The organism is Burkholderia sp. HAN2018 (assembly GCF_024704855.1).
Taxonomy (GTDB): Bacteria; Pseudomonadota; Gammaproteobacteria; order Burkholderiales; family Burkholderiaceae; genus Burkholderia; species Burkholderia cepacia.
The window spans coordinates 1-16,935 of record NZ_QOBB01000093.1; the positions used below are offsets into that span (position 1 = coordinate 1).

Annotated in this window: 20 protein-coding genes; 13 read left to right on the forward strand and 7 right to left on the reverse strand. The window is 65.5% G+C overall.

The annotated features are described in order from the left end of the window. The coding region (locus DPV74_RS22275) for a DnaA N-terminal domain-containing protein (RefSeq protein ID WP_276138759.1) at positions 1-318 on the reverse strand (318 nt) is incomplete at its 3' end. Positions 319-739: 421 nt separating this feature from the next. Between DPV74_RS22275 and rpmH the strand changes: the two genes are divergently transcribed. The 4 genes from rpmH to yidC all read left to right on the forward strand — a co-directional run bounded on the left by rpmH (position 740) and on the right by yidC (position 3,366). Further along, positions 740-874 (forward strand): 50S ribosomal protein L34, encoded by a 135-nt coding sequence (gene rpmH, locus DPV74_RS22280; RefSeq protein WP_004198824.1) that lies wholly within the window; start codon positions 740-742, stop codon positions 872-874. A gap of 15 nt (positions 875-889) precedes the next feature. Then, positions 890-1,351 (forward strand): ribonuclease P protein component, encoded by a 462-nt coding sequence (rnpA, locus tag DPV74_RS22285; protein ID WP_021157986.1) that lies wholly within the window; start codon positions 890-892, stop codon positions 1,349-1,351. A 75-nt stretch (positions 1,352-1,426) separates the two neighbouring features. Further along, positions 1,427-1,693 (forward strand): membrane protein insertion efficiency factor YidD, encoded by a 267-nt coding sequence (gene yidD, locus DPV74_RS22290; RefSeq protein ID WP_006750110.1) that lies wholly within the window; start codon positions 1,427-1,429, stop codon positions 1,691-1,693. Between the two features lie 8 nt (positions 1,694-1,701). Continuing rightward, positions 1,702-3,366: a membrane protein insertase YidC gene (gene yidC, locus DPV74_RS22295; RefSeq protein ID WP_027788804.1), complete on the forward strand. Its 1,665-nt coding sequence runs from the start codon at positions 1,702-1,704 to the stop codon at positions 3,364-3,366. A 102-nt stretch (positions 3,367-3,468) separates the two neighbouring features. Here yidC and DPV74_RS22300 read toward each other — a convergent pair whose 3' ends face one another. Then, a complete protein-coding gene (locus DPV74_RS22300; protein ID WP_119337977.1) occupies positions 3,469-3,900 on the reverse strand; it encodes a helix-turn-helix domain-containing protein in 432 nt (143 codons plus the stop codon). A 336-nt stretch (positions 3,901-4,236) separates the two neighbouring features. Here DPV74_RS22300 and mnmE point away from each other — a divergent pair, with 336 nt between their 5' ends. From mnmE to DPV74_RS22315, 3 genes are all read left to right on the forward strand, one after another. Then, positions 4,237-5,631, forward strand: coding sequence for a tRNA uridine-5-carboxymethylaminomethyl(34) synthesis GTPase MnmE (mnmE, locus tag DPV74_RS22305; protein WP_119337978.1), 1,395 nt, complete (start codon positions 4,237-4,239; stop codon positions 5,629-5,631). A 107-nt stretch (positions 5,632-5,738) separates the two neighbouring features. Then, positions 5,739-6,272: a hypothetical protein gene (locus DPV74_RS22310; protein ID WP_240440006.1), complete on the forward strand. Its 534-nt coding sequence runs from the start codon at positions 5,739-5,741 to the stop codon at positions 6,270-6,272. A gap of 142 nt (positions 6,273-6,414) precedes the next feature. Continuing rightward, a complete protein-coding gene (locus tag DPV74_RS22315) occupies positions 6,415-7,143 on the forward strand; it encodes a hypothetical protein (protein ID WP_060082966.1) in 729 nt (242 codons plus the stop codon). Positions 7,144-7,268: 125 nt separating this feature from the next. Here the strand turns inward: DPV74_RS22315 and DPV74_RS22320 are convergent, their stop codons facing one another. The 4 genes from DPV74_RS22320 to DPV74_RS22335 form a co-directional block, all read right to left on the reverse strand. Continuing rightward, positions 7,269-7,391 carry a hypothetical protein gene (locus DPV74_RS22320; RefSeq protein WP_021157980.1) on the reverse strand — a complete coding sequence of 41 codons (123 nt, stop codon included), beginning with the start codon at positions 7,389-7,391 and terminating at the stop codon, positions 7,269-7,271. A 150-nt stretch (positions 7,392-7,541) separates the two neighbouring features. Beyond that, positions 7,542-8,900 (reverse strand): sensor domain-containing diguanylate cyclase, encoded by a 1,359-nt coding sequence (locus DPV74_RS22325; protein ID WP_119337980.1) that lies wholly within the window; start codon positions 8,898-8,900, stop codon positions 7,542-7,544. A 109-nt stretch (positions 8,901-9,009) separates the two neighbouring features. Next, a complete protein-coding gene (locus tag DPV74_RS22330) occupies positions 9,010-9,258 on the reverse strand; it encodes a DUF2795 domain-containing protein (RefSeq protein WP_027788809.1) in 249 nt (82 codons plus the stop codon). 147 nt (positions 9,259-9,405) lie between these two features. Then, positions 9,406-9,576, reverse strand: a complete 171-nt coding sequence (locus tag DPV74_RS22335; protein WP_006489933.1) for a hypothetical protein — start codon at positions 9,574-9,576, stop codon at positions 9,406-9,408. A gap of 139 nt (positions 9,577-9,715) precedes the next feature. Between DPV74_RS22335 and speG the strand changes: the two genes are divergently transcribed. The 3 genes from speG to DPV74_RS22350 all read left to right on the forward strand — a co-directional run bounded on the left by speG (position 9,716) and on the right by DPV74_RS22350 (position 11,852). Next, complete coding sequence (speG, locus tag DPV74_RS22340) at positions 9,716-10,273, forward strand: spermidine N1-acetyltransferase (protein ID WP_119337985.1); 558 nt, start codon at positions 9,716-9,718, stop codon at positions 10,271-10,273. 487 nt (positions 10,274-10,760) lie between these two features. Further along, the gene (gene sap1 / locus DPV74_RS22345) at positions 10,761-11,108 is read left to right on the forward strand and encodes a surface attachment protein Sap1 (RefSeq protein WP_027788811.1); all 348 of its coding nucleotides are present in this window, start codon (positions 10,761-10,763) and stop codon (positions 11,106-11,108) included. Between the two features lie 189 nt (positions 11,109-11,297). Further along, positions 11,298-11,852, forward strand: a complete 555-nt coding sequence (locus DPV74_RS22350; protein WP_021157976.1) for a YaeQ family protein — start codon at positions 11,298-11,300, stop codon at positions 11,850-11,852. A 21-nt stretch (positions 11,853-11,873) separates the two neighbouring features. Here the strand turns inward: DPV74_RS22350 and DPV74_RS22355 are convergent, their stop codons facing one another. After that, a complete protein-coding gene (locus DPV74_RS22355; protein WP_059700513.1) occupies positions 11,874-12,287 on the reverse strand; it encodes a VOC family protein in 414 nt (137 codons plus the stop codon). Positions 12,288-12,717: 430 nt separating this feature from the next. Between DPV74_RS22355 and ada the strand changes: the two genes are divergently transcribed. The 3 genes from ada to gshA all read left to right on the forward strand — a co-directional run bounded on the left by ada (position 12,718) and on the right by gshA (position 16,841). Beyond that, complete coding sequence (ada, locus tag DPV74_RS22360) at positions 12,718-13,809, forward strand: bifunctional DNA-binding transcriptional regulator/O6-methylguanine-DNA methyltransferase Ada (protein ID WP_027788812.1); 1,092 nt, start codon at positions 12,718-12,720, stop codon at positions 13,807-13,809. Beyond that, entirely contained in the window at positions 13,806-14,765 is a 960-nt protein-coding gene (locus tag DPV74_RS22365; protein WP_119337981.1) for a DNA-3-methyladenine glycosylase, read from the forward strand. The genes ada and DPV74_RS22365 overlap by 4 nt, the downstream gene beginning before the upstream one ends. 462 nt (positions 14,766-15,227) lie before the next feature. Continuing rightward, complete coding sequence (gshA, locus tag DPV74_RS22370; protein WP_162923107.1) at positions 15,228-16,841, forward strand: glutamate--cysteine ligase; 1,614 nt, start codon at positions 15,228-15,230, stop codon at positions 16,839-16,841. Positions 16,842-16,935: the final 94 nt, after the last annotated feature.

Here is a 16,935-nt window from a genome sequence, read left to right on the forward strand (position 1 = left end):
GCTCGGTGCGAGCGGCGCGCGCGGGGCGGCTGCGCCCGATGCGGCGCCGGCCGCGGCACTGCGCATGCCTGCCTTGGGATCGAGGACGAACTGGACTTCGATCGGCGTGTTCCAGAATTCGCGGGCCAGATCGGAGATCCGTCCCGAAAACTGGCTCTTGACCCAGTCCAGCTTGAAGCGGTTCGGCGCGGCGATGGACAGCGTGTTCGCCGACGCATCGAAGGCCACCGGGGCCAAGGGTTTGATCCACGTCACGTACTGCTGGGGCGTCAGCTCGCGCTCCAGCAGTGCGGAACAGTGTTGCCAGAAATCGTTCATCAAGTAACTGTCGTTTTTTGCGTGCACAGCGCGGCTCGCCGGCGCCCTTGTCGCGGTTGCGCAACAAGGCCCGAAGCGGTCGTGCGAGCGTGCCTCGGACGCCTGCGTCACAGTGTTGGAGGGGCAGGCGCGGGCCGAGGCGGCGTGCGGGATTCTTGGAGATAAGGCGAGATTCTACCGCCAAACGCGACCACAGCGCGAGTTATCCACAGGCCGGGATTGTGGGTCGCGGGGCCGGATCGGCGCGGGCCGGCACAGGCGAGCGACTCCTAAAGTATTGACCGTCAAGAGAAAAACGGTTTAAATAGCGGGTTCCGCGAAAACCAATCCTGTATTCCCGGCGATTGCGTTCGCCCGAATGCCTACGGTTAAGGGCACGCGGTCCCCTGAATTTCGACATTCTCGAACAAGTGAGAACATCATGAAACGTACTTACCAACCGTCCGTGACGCGCCGCAAGCGCACCCATGGCTTCCGTGTCCGCATGAAGACGGCAGGTGGCCGCAAGGTCATCAACGCTCGCCGCGCGAAGGGCCGCAAGCGCCTCGCCATCTAAGGCAGGTTGCGCGCTGTGTCCGCCGTCCGCAGTCCTGCGGAAGGTGCCGTCGAGCCGGGTGCGAATCCGTCGCAGACGAAAGCCGCCTTCCCGAAAGCTGCGCGACTTCTGAAAACGGATGAATTTTCATCCGTTTTTCGTTTGCGCCCCTGGCGGCGCTCCGCGCACTTCGTGATTTACGGCAAGCCGACCGGTCAGCCCGCGCGTCTGGGGCTCGTCGTCGGCAAGAAGTATGCGCCGCGTGCAGTAACACGTAACCTCGTGAAGCGGCTGGCGCGCGACGCGTTTCGCCTGCGCCGGGCCGAATTCGCCGGTTACGACCTGCTGCTGCGGCAGCACACGCGCTTCGACAAGAAAGCGCTGCCGAGCGCGGCTTCCGCCCCGCTCGCGGCGATGTGCGCGGCCGAGATCCGCGAACTGCTCGACAGGGCAGTCCGGGAAATCGCCCGCCGTGCGTCGAAGCCCGCGTCCGAGTGACGCATCCGTGCCCGGTGCGGCGTTCGCGCCTGCCCGGCCGGTTTTGACGCGGCGTCGTACGGCGCCGCCCAAGGTATGGAAACGGTATTGATCGCCTTGCTGCGCTTCTACAAGGTTGCCGTGAGCCCGATGCTCGGCAACCGTTGCCGTTTTTATCCTTCCTGTTCGGATTACGCGCGCGAGGCAATCCAGTATCATGGCGCCGCGCGCGGCACGTATCTCGCCGTCAGGCGCGTGTGCCGATGCCATCCGTTTTCCGCGGGCGGCATCGACCTCGTCCCGCCGCCCAACTCCGACACTCGCGCTCGCGGCGAAGCCGACGCGCGGTCCCATCGACTCTGAGACAACGCATGGATATCAAACGCACCGTCCTATGGGTGATCTTCTTCATGTCAGCTGTCATGCTGTACGACAACTGGCAGCGGTCCCATGGACGCCCGTCGATGTTCTTCCCGAGCGCCACGCAGACGGCCCCCGCGGCCGCTGCCGGCGGTGCATCGGGCACGGGCGCGACGACGACCGCAGGTGAAGTGCCTGCCGCCGCAGCCGGCGCCGCCCCGTCGACCACTGCTCCGGCCGCCCAGGCGCAGCTCGTGAAGTTCTCGACCGACGTGTACGACGGCGAAATCGACACGCGCGGCGGCACGCTCGCAAAGCTGACGCTGAAGAAGCAGGGCGACGGCAAGCAGCCCGACCTGTACATCACGCTGTTCGACCACACGGCCGGCCATACGTATCTCGCACGCTCGGGCCTGCTCGGCGGCGATTTCCCGAACCACAACGACGTCTACACGCAGCTGAACCCCGGCTCGACGTCGCTGACGGGTGACCAGAACGCGCTGAAGCTGTCGTTCGAATCGCCGGTGAAGGGCGGCGTGAAGGTCGTGAAGACCTACACGTTCACGCGCGGCAGCTACGTGATCGGCGTCGACACCAAGATCGACAACGTCGGCACGGCACCTGTCACGCCGACGGTCTACATGGAACTGGTGCGCGACAACACGGCCGTCGAAACGCCGATGTTCTCGCATACGTTCCTCGGGCCGGCGGTCTACACGGACGCGAAGCACTTCCAGAAGATCAACTTCAGCGACCTCGACAAGAACAAGGCCGACTACGTGACCTCCGCCGACAACGGCTGGGTCGCGATGGTGCAGCACTACTTCGCGTCGGCCTGGATTCCGCAGCAGGGCGTGAAGCGCGACATCTACGCTGAAAAGATCGATCCGACGCTGTACCGCGTCGGCGTGAAGCAGCCGGTCGCCGCGATCGCGCCGGGCCAGTCGGCCGACGTGCAGGCACGCCTGTTCGCCGGTCCGGAAGAGGAGCGCATGCTCGAAGGCATCGCGCCGGGCCTGGAACTCGTGAAGGACTACGGCTGGGTGACGATCATCGCGAAGCCGCTGTTCTGGCTGCTCGAGAAGATCCACGGCTACATCGGCAACTGGGGCTGGTCGATCGTGCTGCTCACGATCCTGATCAAGGCGGTGTTCTTCCCGCTGTCGGCTGCGAGCTACAAGTCGATGGCGCGCATGAAGGAAATCACGCCGCGCATGCAGGCGCTGCGCGAACGCTTCAAGAGCGATCCGCAGAAGATGAACGCCGCGCTGATGGAGCTGTACAAGACCGAGAAGGTCAATCCGTTCGGCGGCTGCCTGCCGGTCGTGATCCAGATCCCGGTGTTCATCTCGCTGTACTGGGTGCTGCTCGCCTCGGTCGAAATGCGCGGCGCGCCGTGGGTTCTGTGGATTCACGACCTGTCGCAGCGCGATCCGTTCTTCATCCTGCCGGTGCTGATGGCCGTGTCGATGTACGTGCAGACGAGCCTGAACCCGACCCCGCCGGACCCGGTCCAGGCGAAGATGATGAAGTTCATGCCGATCGCGTTCTCGGTGATGTTCTTCTTCTTCCCGGCCGGCCTCGTGCTGTACTACGTCGTGAACAACGTGCTGTCGATCGCACAGCAGTACTACATCACGCGCAAGCTCGGCGGGGCCAAGAAGAAACCGGCCTGACGCCAGTTGCACACGCGGGCGGCGAGCCGCCCGCGATGCACGCAAAAAAAGCCGCATGGTTCGCGCCATGCGGCTTTTTGCTTTTGCGGTTCCGGTGCGGGTTCAGCCTTTCTTCGCTTCGCCCGAGTCGCCGTAGAACTGCTCGACCAGTTCCTGCACGAGGTAGCGATGATGCGGCGACAGCGCTTCAATCTTCGACGCGAGTTCGATCGTCTCGGGCGTCGGCGGATAGCGCTCGTCGCGCGGCAGCGGTTGCGGCGTCGGATGTTCGATCACGCTCGGCGACGGGCCGTAATGCAACCAGTGGAGTTCGACGCGCAGCCATTCGGCGAGCGTGGCGAGTTTGTCCGACGTCGGAATCGTGCGACCCGTCAGCCACTTATGCGCGGTTTGCGGCGAAACGGGTTGCGCTCCGCGGTGACGCAGATTGAATCGGTTCGCCAGTTCGGTCGCACCGGTGATCTTCTCCGGGCTGCGCCGCAGGGCGAATTTCAGGCGTTCCGAGAACGCGGCTTTTTCTTCGGATGTCGGCATGGGGGAGATTGTGCAATTCCACCACCACGTTTCAGACAACCATTCGGGCTAAACGTATCTCGTTCAGACGAATCCCGATCTCGATCGGAGTGGGATGCAAAATTGAGGGTCACAGTGTTGGGCCGCTCCAGCAGGCATACTCGTCCGAAACGGCGGCTGTGACATTGCGCTGGACTGATACTTGGCTTATCCCCGGCGGGATAAATTCGGGCGCGTCCGAATCCAGCGCGGCGACCGATGGCGTGTGAGCCGGCACGCTACAATGCCGGCGTTCCGATGCCCGAACTGTTGCGCGGGCGCACCATATTCACTGATCACCCGACTCAACCGATTCCCATGCTCGCTACCGATTCCGATCCGATCGTCGCCATTGCCACTGCTGCCGGCCGGGGTGGCATCGGGGTCGTCCGTGTGTCGTTCGGGCGCGGCGGCGAGGCGGCCGCGTTGCCGCTGATCGACGCGTTGTGCGGGCAGAAGCTCGCGCCGCGCCATGCGAGCTACGTGCCGTTCCTCGACGAGCACGGCACGCCGCTCGACCGCGGGATCGCGCTGTATTTCCCGGCGCCGCATTCGTACACCGGCGAGCACGTGCTCGAGCTGCAGGGGCACGGCGGGCCGATCGTGATGCAGCTGCTGCTGCAGCGCTGCCTGGATGCGGGACGCGGTTTCGGGCTGCGGCTCGCGGAGCCGGGCGAATTCACGCGACGCGCGTTTCTGAACGACAAGCTCGATCTCGCGCAGGCCGAGGCCGTCGCCGACCTGATCGAGGCGAGCACCGAAGCGGCGGCGCGTTCGGCCGGGCGCTCGCTCGACGGCGTGTTCTCGCGGCAGATCCATGCGCTCGTCGACGACGTGATCACGCTGCGGATGCTGGTCGAGGCGACGCTCGATTTTCCTGAAGAGGAGATCGATTTCCTGGAAGCGGCCGATGCGCGCGGCAAGCTCGCGAAGATTCGCGCGCAGCTCGCGCACGTGCTGGGTGATGCGCGGCAAGGCGCGCTGCTGCGCGAAGGATTGTCGGTCGTGCTCGCGGGGCAGCCGAACGTCGGCAAGTCGTCGCTGCTGAACGCGCTGGCCGGCGCGGAGCTGGCGATCGTCACGCCGATCGCGGGCACGACGCGCGACAAGGTCGCGCAGACGATCCAGGTCGAAGGGATTCCGCTGCACATCATCGATACGGCCGGGTTGCGCGAGACGGAGGACGAGGTCGAGCGGATCGGCATTGCGCGCACGTGGAGCGAGATCGAGCGTGCGGACGTCGTGCTGCATCTGCTGGATTCGCGCACCGGGATGACGGCGGATGACGAGACGATCGCCGCGCGGTTTCCGGGCGGCGTGCCGGTGGTGCGTGTGCTGAACAAGACGGATCTGACCGGCGTGGCGGCGTGCGTCGAGCATCCGGCGGCGGAAGGCGACCTCACCGAGGTGCATCTGTCGGCGAAGCTCGGCGACGGGATCGACATGCTGCGCGCGGAGCTGCTGCGGATCGCCGGGTGGCAGGCGGGGGCGGAAGGCGTGTATCTCGCGCGGGAGCGGCATCTGATCGCGCTGCGAGCCGCGCAGGAGCATCTCGCGCAGGCGGCGGATCATGCGGAGCAACGCGCTCAGTCACTCGATCTGTTTGCCGAGGAGCTGCGGCTCGCGCAGGAGCAACTCAATTCGATTACCGGGGAGTTCACTTCGGATGATCTGCTGGGGGTGATTTTCAGCAGGTTTTGTATCGGGAAGTGAACGGGCGCTTACGGTAGCCCAACGTCCACGAAGCTTGCGCGGCGCTAATGCGTCCCACGAAAAAACAACGAAAGAGAGAAGAGGGCAAAGTGCCTGAGAGTGAAAGCGTGGACCGAGAAGTTCGAGCCAAGCACGCAACGTATTCGGTGTTGAGGGAGCGCATCGTCGAGCATGTATTCATCGGTGATGTCATGCGCCGACTTTGGCAGCGAGACATCATGGATATCGAAGTGCTGCGTGCGGAGTTCGACACGAGCGGCTACGACCTCGTCATGAGCAGCGCGAGCGTCCTGCGTCATATCCAGCTCAAGGTATCGCTCGTCGATGGTGCGCGGTCCCGGATCAACATCAACTTGAAACTGGGAAAAACGCCGAGTGGTTGCGTCATCTGGATCATCGTCGATCACGATCTCGAGATCGTCGAGTATCAATGGTTTGGCGGACTGCCCGGCGAGCCGTTGCCCGACATTTCGGAACATGGTGTCGTGCGCCATACGCGGGCCAATGCCCGCGGCGAGAAGGCGGTTCGAGACGGGCAACGTTCGTTATCGCGATCGGACTTCGTGTCTCTCGACGGACTGGATGCCGTGATCGAGCAATTGTTCGGGATTGAACGTCCGAAACCTTTACCACAGCGATAACCGCATCGATTCGATCGATGAACGTCCTTCCGCGCTGACCTGACAGCCTTGTCAGATGGCGCGTCGCCGTCCCGATGCTACATTCCGCCGGGTTCAAGCCCCGTCCCGCCGACATTTCGTCGCCGCCCTCGCCGCGTTGCCGATGTTTGCCGCACGCGCCGCATCGAGCGCTCCCGTGCCGTCGCGGCCAGCGGACCGCAACGCGATCATCCGCGACATCTTCGCCGATGGCGCGTCTCTCCCCGATCTGACCTCGCATCACGTTGCATTGATGAAGAAGTTGCGGGTGATGTGGGTGCCTGTCGAATCCGGCGCACCGGACATCGATCCGTTGCATCCGCGGATCGGCGAAGGGCCGACGATTGCACTGGCTAGGTCAGCACTCAAAACCGATGACGATGCGCTCGCCATTCGCACGCTCGCCGAACTCGGACATCTCGTGCCCGTGTTTGTCACGAGTGCGGGCACGTTGGCGCCCGGGAGATACACGATTCCGCCAGCGCTGCACAAGCTGTTCGCATTCAAGGAGAGCGGTGTCGATGCGTCAGGGCGTTTCGAATTTCGCGCTGCGTATCTCGCCGTGCTGCGGGGCGCCAGCTGGCGGACCGTCGATGTGACCTCGATCGACGACGTACTGGGCGAAAGGGATTTCTGGCCGATGCCCTATATCGACGGCAAGCGGCCGTATGGAGATTGCATGTACTACCAGTTCTACATGGCGGAACTGTTGGGCGAGCCGTACAAGCGGGATGCCGGGGGAAATCTGGTCAAGGACGGGAAAAAGGATGCCCGTCTGGAGTGGCTCCACTGCGAAACGCTGGCCGCGCTACAGGTGTTCCTGATGCACGCCGATCTGACCAAGCCGGTCTGATCGGGCTTCGGTCCGATGCGTCGATCGCGTTGCGGGAAACAAGGCGATCGATGCATCCGAACCCTTCACGACGACAACGGCGCCTCGACCTTTACACGATCGAAACGGCGAGATCCTCACCTGCCTCAATCCCAATGCCGGTGATGGTAATACCCGCCACCACCGTAATACCCGCCGCCGTCAGGCACCACGATACAGCCGCTCAGCAACACGGCGACGCCGGCAATCAGCAAAAGGGTCTTCTTCATCGGGTTCACCTGCTCGGGTTCAATATGAAACCCAGCATAGCGAGCGCCCGCAACACCGGCTGTAAGCGATCGTTTCCCTGCCCCGCAATCCGTAACGGCGGATTATTCCGGTCACAATGACCGTAACAAATCCCCAAACAGCAGACGTTTTCAGGCAGTGACGACCCTGTTTCGCCCGGTATCCTTCGCGCGATAAAGCGCGGCATCGGCGGCTTCGATCAACGCATCGGGTGTCGAGAGATCGTCGGCCGCCACGGTCGCGCAGCCGACGCTCACGCTCACGCGTCCGGCGGGTGATGTCGGCATCGCGAGATCGAGCCGAAGTACCGCCTCGCGCGCTTCCTCGGCGACGACCCGCGCGCCGCGCGCGCCCGTGTTCGGCAGCACGATCGCGAACTCCTCGCCGCCGTAACGCGCGACCATGTCCGCGGGCCGCCTCACCGCGCCGGCCAACGCGTTCGCGACGGCAATCAGGCATGCGTCGCCCTTCACGTGACCGAACGCGTCGTTGTATGCCTTGAAGTGGTCGACGTCGACCATCAGCAGCGACAGCGGTTCGCCTTGCCGTCGCGACTGCAGGAACAGCGTGTGGAAGTGATCGTTGAAGTGCATGCGGTTGAATGCGCCCGTCAGGCCGTCGCGCGCGGACGAACGGATCAGCGTCGCGTGCGCCTCGAACAGCCGCTGGTACAGCATCGTCACTTCCCATGCGAGCACGCACACGAGCACGCCCGGCGTGAACATGCTGAACACGCGCGCGAGATACCAGCCGACCGTGAATCGATTGGTGCTCATCAGGTTCAGCGTGGTGTCGGTGAGGCATGCGAGCACCGCGATCGCGAGCCACAGGTCGAGGGTCGTGCGCAGCCGGCCGGTGGCCAGCACGGCAACGAGCGCCAGCGCATTGAGCAGCCACACGACCAGCGCGACGGCGTTGACGGGCAGCACGGCCGCGTCGCCCGGCGGATGAAACGCGGGCGGCAGCGACACGTTCAGCGCGAACAGGCACAGCAATCCCGCGATGACAGCCGGACCGCCGATCAGTGCGAGCGTCCACCACCGTGTCTGCCGTGCGCCGACCGGTGCGCGCGCCAGCCGCGCGCGCGCGAGCAGCGCGACCATCACGAAACTCGGGAAGCCGGCATGCCAGAAGATCCACATCCACGCGGCGCTTTGCGGTTGCGCACCGAACAGCCCGTGCGGCGCGAATACGCCGGGAAAGGTGAGCAGTTGCAGCGCGACGGCGAGCGCGGTGAACGCGTAGGCGCCGCCGAGTGCGCCGAGCACTGGCTGGCGGGTCACGGTGAACTGCGCGCCGAGAAAGAACGCCGCGATGCTCGCGGTGGTGAACACGGTGAGCGCGCACATCGGCATGAACGGCTCGACGGCCGGCAGCGCGACGTTCGCGTGCGGTGCGGCGATCCCGAGCGCGAGCACGATGACGAGCGCCGTCAGTGTGCCGAACCAGAGCTGACGGCGTGTCGTGTGCTGGATCAGGATGCCTTCCATGGAGTTCCCCGGGCACGTACGCGGAAACGCCCGGTCTTGCGCCGGGCGACAGGCAGCCGGCCGCTATGCGACCGGTGCGGCCTGATCCTATCGCGTTATGGTTGTGCGCTCAAACCCCGAGGCCGGGACCGAAGTTGCCCGCAACCCAGTGCGTGACGGCGTCGACGTCCGCGTAGTCCTGTTCGGGCAGGCCGTCGAGCATCGACAGCACTTCGTTGCTGGCGCCCGCGTCGCGCGCGGCATCGACGATCGCATCCTTGTTGGCCGGATAGCGGACGGCCGCCAGCACGTCGGCGATCTGCAGGTCGATCGTTTCGTTGGGAATGTCGTGCGGAGGCTGGGCGGGCTGGTCGTTCACGGCGGCGTCTCGCTGAGTGAGCGGGTTGAGCGGGAATCGGATCGAGGCGGAATTCGGGCGTGTAACCGGGTGCGTACCGGGGCGCGTCATGCGTTCACACGCCAGGGCGGCCAGGCCGGCGCGCCCCGCGGATGAACGCCAGTCGACTCAATGCCCGCGTCGCACGCGGCGCCACGGATGCTTCCAGTCGATGTGCGGTGCGTTTTCGTCGCGCGGATGCTGGCGCCGATGTTCCTGCCACAGTTCGTCGGAAAACAGCGCCGCCACGATCACGAGCGGCAGCACGAGGAAAATTCCGAGTATCACTTGCTCGATCACGATAGCCTCCTTGCGGTGGCAGGAACCCTTGCTCCCATTCTAGGCTCTGAACTTCGCCCGCGTTCAACTTCTTACAGTGCGAAACAGGCCCGGAAGCGGCCTTGCCCGCACGTGCGCCGGCATCAAAAAGGACATGAACATGCAACTCCAGAACGATACCAACACGCTTGTGCTGCGGCCGCTGGAGCGCCAGGACCTGCGCTTCGTCCACGAACTGAACAACGACGCAAAGATCATGCGCTACTGGTTCGAGGAGCCGTACGAAACCTTCTCGGAACTGTCACAACTGTACGACCGCCACGTGCACGACCAGCGCGAGCGCCGTTTCGTCGCGGTCGACGCGCAAGGCGAACTGGTCGGCCTCGTCGAACTGATCGAGCTCGACTACATCCATCGCCGCGGCGAGTTCCAGATCATCATCGCGCCGCAATGCCAGGGGCGCGGTTATGCGGGCCAGGCGACGCGCCTCGCGATCGAGTACGCGTTCAAGGTGCTGAACATGCGCAAGCTGTACCTGATCGTCGATACGTCGAATGCGGCGGCGATTCATGTGTACGAAAAATGCGGATTCCAGCACGAGGCCGAATTGAAGGAAGAATTTTTCGGAAACGGCGCGTATCACAACGCTTATCGTATGTGCATCTTTCAACGCGATTATTTCGAACGCCAGCAATCCAGTCCGAACAAGGCAGGGTAAACGCGCTGGCGAAAGGCGCTTGCAGCGGGTGTTCACGGGCACCGAATACATTCGGGGAACTACGGATAAATACGGATTCGCTTATACCTGGCATTTTTCTTGTATCAGGTATTTGCGATTCCGCGCTGCGGTAAAGTCGATTCGTTTCGAATGACTTTATGTGCGGCGCATCAAAATGATCCGGATGACGAAATGGATTATCCAAACCGTTCAATCGCCGCAATGTAACTTGGATGAAAGCCCTGCCGGATAACGCTTTCCGCCCGGCGTGACGGGCCTGTCCGCCACGCAACGGGTGTTGCCCGCCGCGCGTGCCGCGCGAAAAACAGGCTGCGCACGGGGTGCGACAATCCGCCGCTATTGCGGTCGCACAACAAATGTGCTTGCTATCGCTTGCCGGTCTTCTAAAGTGAAAAACGCGGGTTCACGATCACCTTTAAACACATAGCTAACCCAAGCCTGGTGCCCGCAAGCCTGGAGACAGAACATGATGAAGCGTACCGGTATCCTTTTTGCCCTCGTCGGCGCATTTTGCGCGGTGTCGATTGCCCAGGCGGGCGGCGATTCGGCCGTCAAGCCGACGCAGGAAATCCAGTTGACGAAGAATGCATGGGGCTGCCTGTCGAAAGACAATCTGGATTCCGTACTGAGTCACGAACGTGACGGCAAGTCGCAGGCGAAGCAGCAATACTTCGACGACTACCGTTGCCTGTCGGTACCGGAAGGCCAGCGTTTCCGCGTCGTGTCGGTCGACCAGGGCGACGTGCAGTTCGTCAGCGCCGACAACAGCGACCAGCAAGGCCTCTGGACCGATTCGCGCTTCGTCAAGCAGTAACCGTCCATTCACCGCGCAGTCGCACGACGCGCGAGCGCGCCGGCCCGATGAGCCGGCGGCGCGAACCGAACACGGCCCGGCACATGCCGGGCCGTTGCGCTGTGGGTTGCGCATGACACGCGCCGGACGGCGCGCATTCGGTATCATCACGGCCCGACCGAACCGAATGCCCGCCCGGGCCGCATCCGCATGGCGCTGAAATCCACGATCTACAAAGCCGAACTGCAAATCGCCGACATGGATCGGCATTACTACGCCGATCACGCGCTGACGGTGGCGCGCCATCCGTCGGAAACCGACGACCGGATGATGGTGCGCATCGTCGCGTTCGCGCTGTTCGCGCACGAGCGGCTCGAATTCTGCAAGGGGCTGTCGGACGTCGACGAGCCCGATCTGTGGCAGAAGGACCTGACGGGCGCGATCGACGTCTGGATCGAAGCCGGCCAGCCCGACGAGCGGCGCATCTCGAAGGCGGCCGGCCGCGCCGGGCAGGTCACCGTGATCGCGTACGGCGGCAAGACGTCGGATATCTGGTGGCAGGGCGTGCGCAGCAAGGTCGAGCGGCTGCGCAACGTGCAGGTGCTGTCGCTGGCCGACGGCGTCGCGGCCGCGCTCGGGCGGCTCGCGGAGCGCTCGATGCGCCTGCAGTGCACGGTGCAGGACGGCACCGCGTGGATCTCGAGCGCCGACCACGATCCGGTCGCGGTCGAATGGACGGTGCTGAAGGCGCGCGCGGATGCATGACGGCCCGCGCGCCGGCCGCGTTCAGCCGATCGCGGCCGGCGGCCCCTTGAATTCGAGCATGTTGCCTTCCGGGTCGAACAGGTAGATCGACGGCCCGTAGCCGCCGGCGCCGTAGCGTTCCGCAGGCGCGCCCGGCCGTGCGCCATGCGCGGTGAAATGGGCGGTCAATGCGTCGGGATCGAACGGCTCGACGCGCAGGCACAGGTGATCGAGATTGCGCCCCGTGCCGGGCGGGCCGCTGTCAGGGCGGTCGATCGGGCCGCCGACCGACAGCAGGTCGATCAGTGCATCACCTGCGCGCAGCTGCACGAGGCCCAGGTCGGGCTGTTCCTTTTCCACATGGCAGCCGACGGCGTCGCAGTAAAAGCGCGTCATCGCGGCCATGTCGGTCACGCGCAGCACGATGTGATCGATCGCGCGGATGGTGGGTTTCATGGACAGGCGCTCCTTCGCAGTCGACGAGCATCGAGTGTAGACGCATCGCGCCTGCGCCGCCTGCCGGAACGAGGCACAATCGACGGACGAAAAAAAGCCCGTTCACGCGGAGCGGAACGGGCTTAATCCATATCAGGAGGAGACATGGAGGAGACAGTTCCAACTATACACACGGCGATGGTGCGGCGCAATATTCCGAATGCAAAAAAACGTCAGGACGGCGATTTGTCGCATCTGCGGTGCAGCAAAGGGTGACGGGACGGTGACGAAAACCGCGCTGCAGCAGCCGGCGCGCGCGTTTCGCCGGACTTATTTTCGGGTGATGCGCCCCTGATTATCCGGGGCGAATCACAGAGCAAGATTCAGGGCGCGACGGCACGTGCCGATGTCTAGAGTAGGCACCATCTACACTAGAGAGTGCGAGGTTCAGATGAAAACCGCCTATCCGACCGATGATGCCCGCTGGGGCGCCGTGACCGAGCGCGATCCGCATGCGGACGGCGCGTTCTTCTATGCCGTGAGCACGACCGGCGTGTTCTGCCGTCCGACCTGTGCGTCGCGGCTGCCGCGTCGCGAAAATGTGTCCTTCTTCGCCGATCCGGCCGCCGCGCGCGCGGCCGGCTTCCGGCCTTGCAAGCGCTGCCAGCCGGAAGGGCTGCCGCGCGAGCTCGAGATCGTCAACCGCGCGTGCGCGGTGCTCGACGCGCATGCCGAGCGGCTCACGCTGCAGCAGCTGAGCGATGCCGTGCACGTGAGCCCGTTTCATCTTCAGCGGCTCTTCAAGCGCGTGGTCGGCGTGTCGCCGCGGCAGTACCAGGCCGCGCAGCGCGGCGCCGCGCTGCGGCAGGCGTTGCAAAGCGGTCAGCCGGTCACGCAGGCGGCCGTCGACGCGGGTTTCAACTCGCCGTCGCGACTCTATGCGTCGGTACCGCGCGAGCTCGGGATGGCGCCGTCGGCGTTCCGCCGCCAGGGCGCCGGCCTGCGGATCGACTTTGCGACCGCCTCGACGTCGCTCGGCACGGTGCTCGTCGCGGCGACCGGGCAGGGCATCTGCCGGATCGCGTTCGGCGACGAACCGGCCGCGCTCGTCGGCGAGCTGAAGGACGCGTTCGCGCGCGCCGAGCTGGTCGAAGCGTCGGCACGGCTCGCGCCGTTCGTCGCGCAGATCCGCGCGTACCTGGACGGCACGCGGCACGCGTTCGACCTGCCGCTCGACATCGCGCCGACCGCCTTCCAGCAGCGCGTGTGGGAAGCGCTGACGCATATTCCGTACGGCGAAACACGCAGCTACTCGGAGATCGCCGAGGCGCTGGGCGCGCCGCGTGCGGTGCGCGCCGTCGCGTCCGCGTGCGCGTCGAACCCGGTCGCGCTCGCGATCCCGTGCCACCGCGTCGTACAAAAGGGCGGCGCGCTGTCCGGGTATCGTTGGGGCGTGCGCCGCAAGGCGACGCTGCTCGCTGCCGAGGCGCGTCACGTGCACGACGATGAAACCGAATCCGTCGCGGAGGGCAGCGCAGTTTGAGCATCGCAAGAACGACGATTACGTCCATCGTGAACGGCGGCCGTGTGCCGCCGTCCGCGCAAATGGAACTGCGCTTCAATGCGCCTTACGACTGGGCGCGCGTCCTGCGCTTCTTCAGCGGGCGCGCGATTCCGGGCGTCGAGCAGGTGGCGGACGGCGTGTATCGCCGCATCGTCGACCTGCACGGCGACGCCGGCCGGCTCACGGTCGCGAAACATCCGCGCAAGCATTGCCTGGTCGCGACGGTCGAAGGCGCGGTCGCGCGTCATGTCGATGATGCGTTCGCCGCGCGCGTCGCGACGATGTTCGACCTCGGCGCCGATCCGGCCGTCATCGGCTGCGGGCTGGCGCGCGATCCGTGGTTCGCGCCGCTCGTCGAGGCCGCGCCGGGGCTGCGCGTGCCGGGTGCATGGTCGGGGTTCGAGCTGGCCGTGCGCGCGATCGTCGGCCAGCAGGTGAGCGTGAAGGCCGCGACGACGATCGTCGGCCGGCTCGTCGAGCGGGCCGGCGAGCGCGTGGTTCATGAAGACGACGGTGCGCCCGCATGGCGTTTTCCGACGCCGGAGGCGCTGGCCGCCTGCGATCTCGACAAGATCGGGATGCCCGGCAAGCGGGTGGCGGCACTGACGGGCACGGCGCGCGCGGTGGCGGCCGGCGACGTGCCGGTCGATCGCGAGCACGCCGATCTCGCGACGCTGCGCGGTGCGTGGCTCGATCTGCCCGGCATCGGCCCGTGGACCGTCGAATACATCGCGATGCGCGCGTGGCGCGATCCGGATGCCTGGCCGGCCTCCGATCTCGTGCTGATGCAGTCGATCGCCGCGCGCGATCCGGCGCTCGACCGGCTCGCGACCCAGAAGCGCCGCACCGAAGGCTGGCGACCGTGGCGCGCGTACGCGGCGCTGCATTTGTGGAACGAAGTGGCCGACCGGGCGGGCGGCGCGCGCGGCGGGTGAGGGCAACTGCCGATCACCGAGTTTCGCGACCGGGTGCGACCCGGCGAAGCCGCGATGCAACCCGTCGCGCAGGCCGTGCCGGTGTTCGTTGGCTACCGCCGGACTTCGACCATCAAGGCTGTTTCTCGAATCCGTCGTCCGCCCGATGCAGGGCGCACGACGCACACTTTCGCCTCTCTCCGCGGTCGATTCGGCGGCACGGTTGCACCTGCCGTCACCGGTTCGCGCGTCACGTTCCGTCGGACGAATGCGCTCAACCGGCGTGCCCGTCGTCGCCGCCTGGAACCGTCGGGAGATGCGGCGATCGCCGCGGCCGGCCCGTCCGGCGGCCCGCTCCGGCCCGCGCACCATGCCCGGCGCCACCTCAAGCGCGGGTTTCGGCGAGATGTTAAAGTGCCCGCTACCAACGAAGCGACCAACAATCCAGCCGGCCGCGCGCGGCCGTCACGCACTTGCGTCTCCATGTCGAACACCATGACTCACCGCCAGTCCGAACTGCTGCTGAATCGCCTCGAAGCACTGAGCTCGGGCCCGACGCGGCAGCATCTGCCCGACGGCCTGCGCGGCATCGAAAAGGAAAGCCTGCGCGTGACGCGCGACGGGATGATCGCGTTCACGCCGCATCCGCGCGCGCTCGGTTCGGCGCTCACGCATCCGGCACTGACGACCGACTATTCCGAAGCGCTGATCGAGCTGATCACGCCCGCGGAACGTGACGCCGCGATCACGCTCGAACGCCTCGACGATCTGCATCGCTACGTCTATGCGTCGCTCGGCGACGAGATGCTGTGGAACGACTCGATGCCGGGCCTGCTGCCGGCCGACGACCAGATCCCGATCGCCGACTACGGCACGTCGAACATCGGCCGCCTGAAGACGGTGTACCGGCGCGGCCTCGCGTATCGCTACGGCCGCACGATGCAGTGCATCGCCGGCATCCACTACAACTACTCGCTGCACGAGGAAGTGTGGCGGCGCCTGCATGCGGAAGAAGGGTCGACGGCCACGCTCGTCGATTACCAGTCGGAGCGCTATCTCGCGCAGATCCGCAACTTCCGTCGCCGCAGCTGGCTGCTGATGTACCTGTTCGGCGCCTCGCCCGCGCTCGACACGAAGTTCCTGCGCGGCAAGCCGCACAGGCTCGACACGTTCGACGCCGATACGCTGTACCTGCCGTATGCGACGAGCCTGCGGATGAGCGATCTCGGCTACTCGAACACGACCGCCCAGGCCGCGCTGCACGTCGACTACAACACGCTGCCCGGTTATCTCGACGCGCTGTCGAAGGCCGTGAGCGAGCCGTATCCGGCGTACGAGGCCATCGGCACGCATCGCGACGGCGAGTGGATCCAGATCAACACGAACGTGCTTCAGATCGAAAACGAGTTCTATTCGACGATCCGGCCGAAGCGCGTCACGTATTCGGGCGAGCGTCCGCTGCATGCGCTCGCGTCGCGCGGCGTGCAGTACATCGAGGTGCGCTGTCTCGACATCGATCCGTTCGAGCCGACCGGCATCGCACTGGAAACCGCGCGCTTCATCGACGCCTTCCTGCTCGCGTGCGCGCTCGACGAGAGCCCGGTGCTCGATTGCCCCGCGTACCAGGAGGCGAACGCGAACTTCGGCAGCGTGACGATGGAAGGGCGCAAGCCCGGGCTCACGCTGCAGCGCGACGGTGCGCCGATCACGCTGCATGCGTGGGCGGACGAACTGATGGCCGATATCGAAACCGTCGGCCGCCGTCTCGACGAAATCCGCGGCGGCGACGAACATGCGCGCGCGATCGCCGCGCAGCGCGAGAAGCTCGCCGATCCGGAGCGCACGCCGTCCGCACGCGTGCTGCGCACGATGCGCGAGCACGGGCAATCGTTCCTCGGGTTCGCGCTGGCACAGAGCGAAGCGCATGCCGCGCATTTCCGCGCGCACCCGCCGTCGGCGGAGACGCTGCGCACCGAGCAGGCGCTCGCCGCGAAGTCGCTCGCCGAGCAGGCCGAGCTCGAAGCGAAGGAGGCCGGTTCGTTCGACGCATTCGTCGCGGCCTATCGCGCATATACGCTGAACCGCTTCAGCGTGTGATGCCTGGCGCACGCGCACCGCGTCGGTTGGCGCGGTGCGCGATGCGTCCTCCGTCGCCGGTCGATGTGCGCCGTGGCGCCCCCGATCCGGGGCG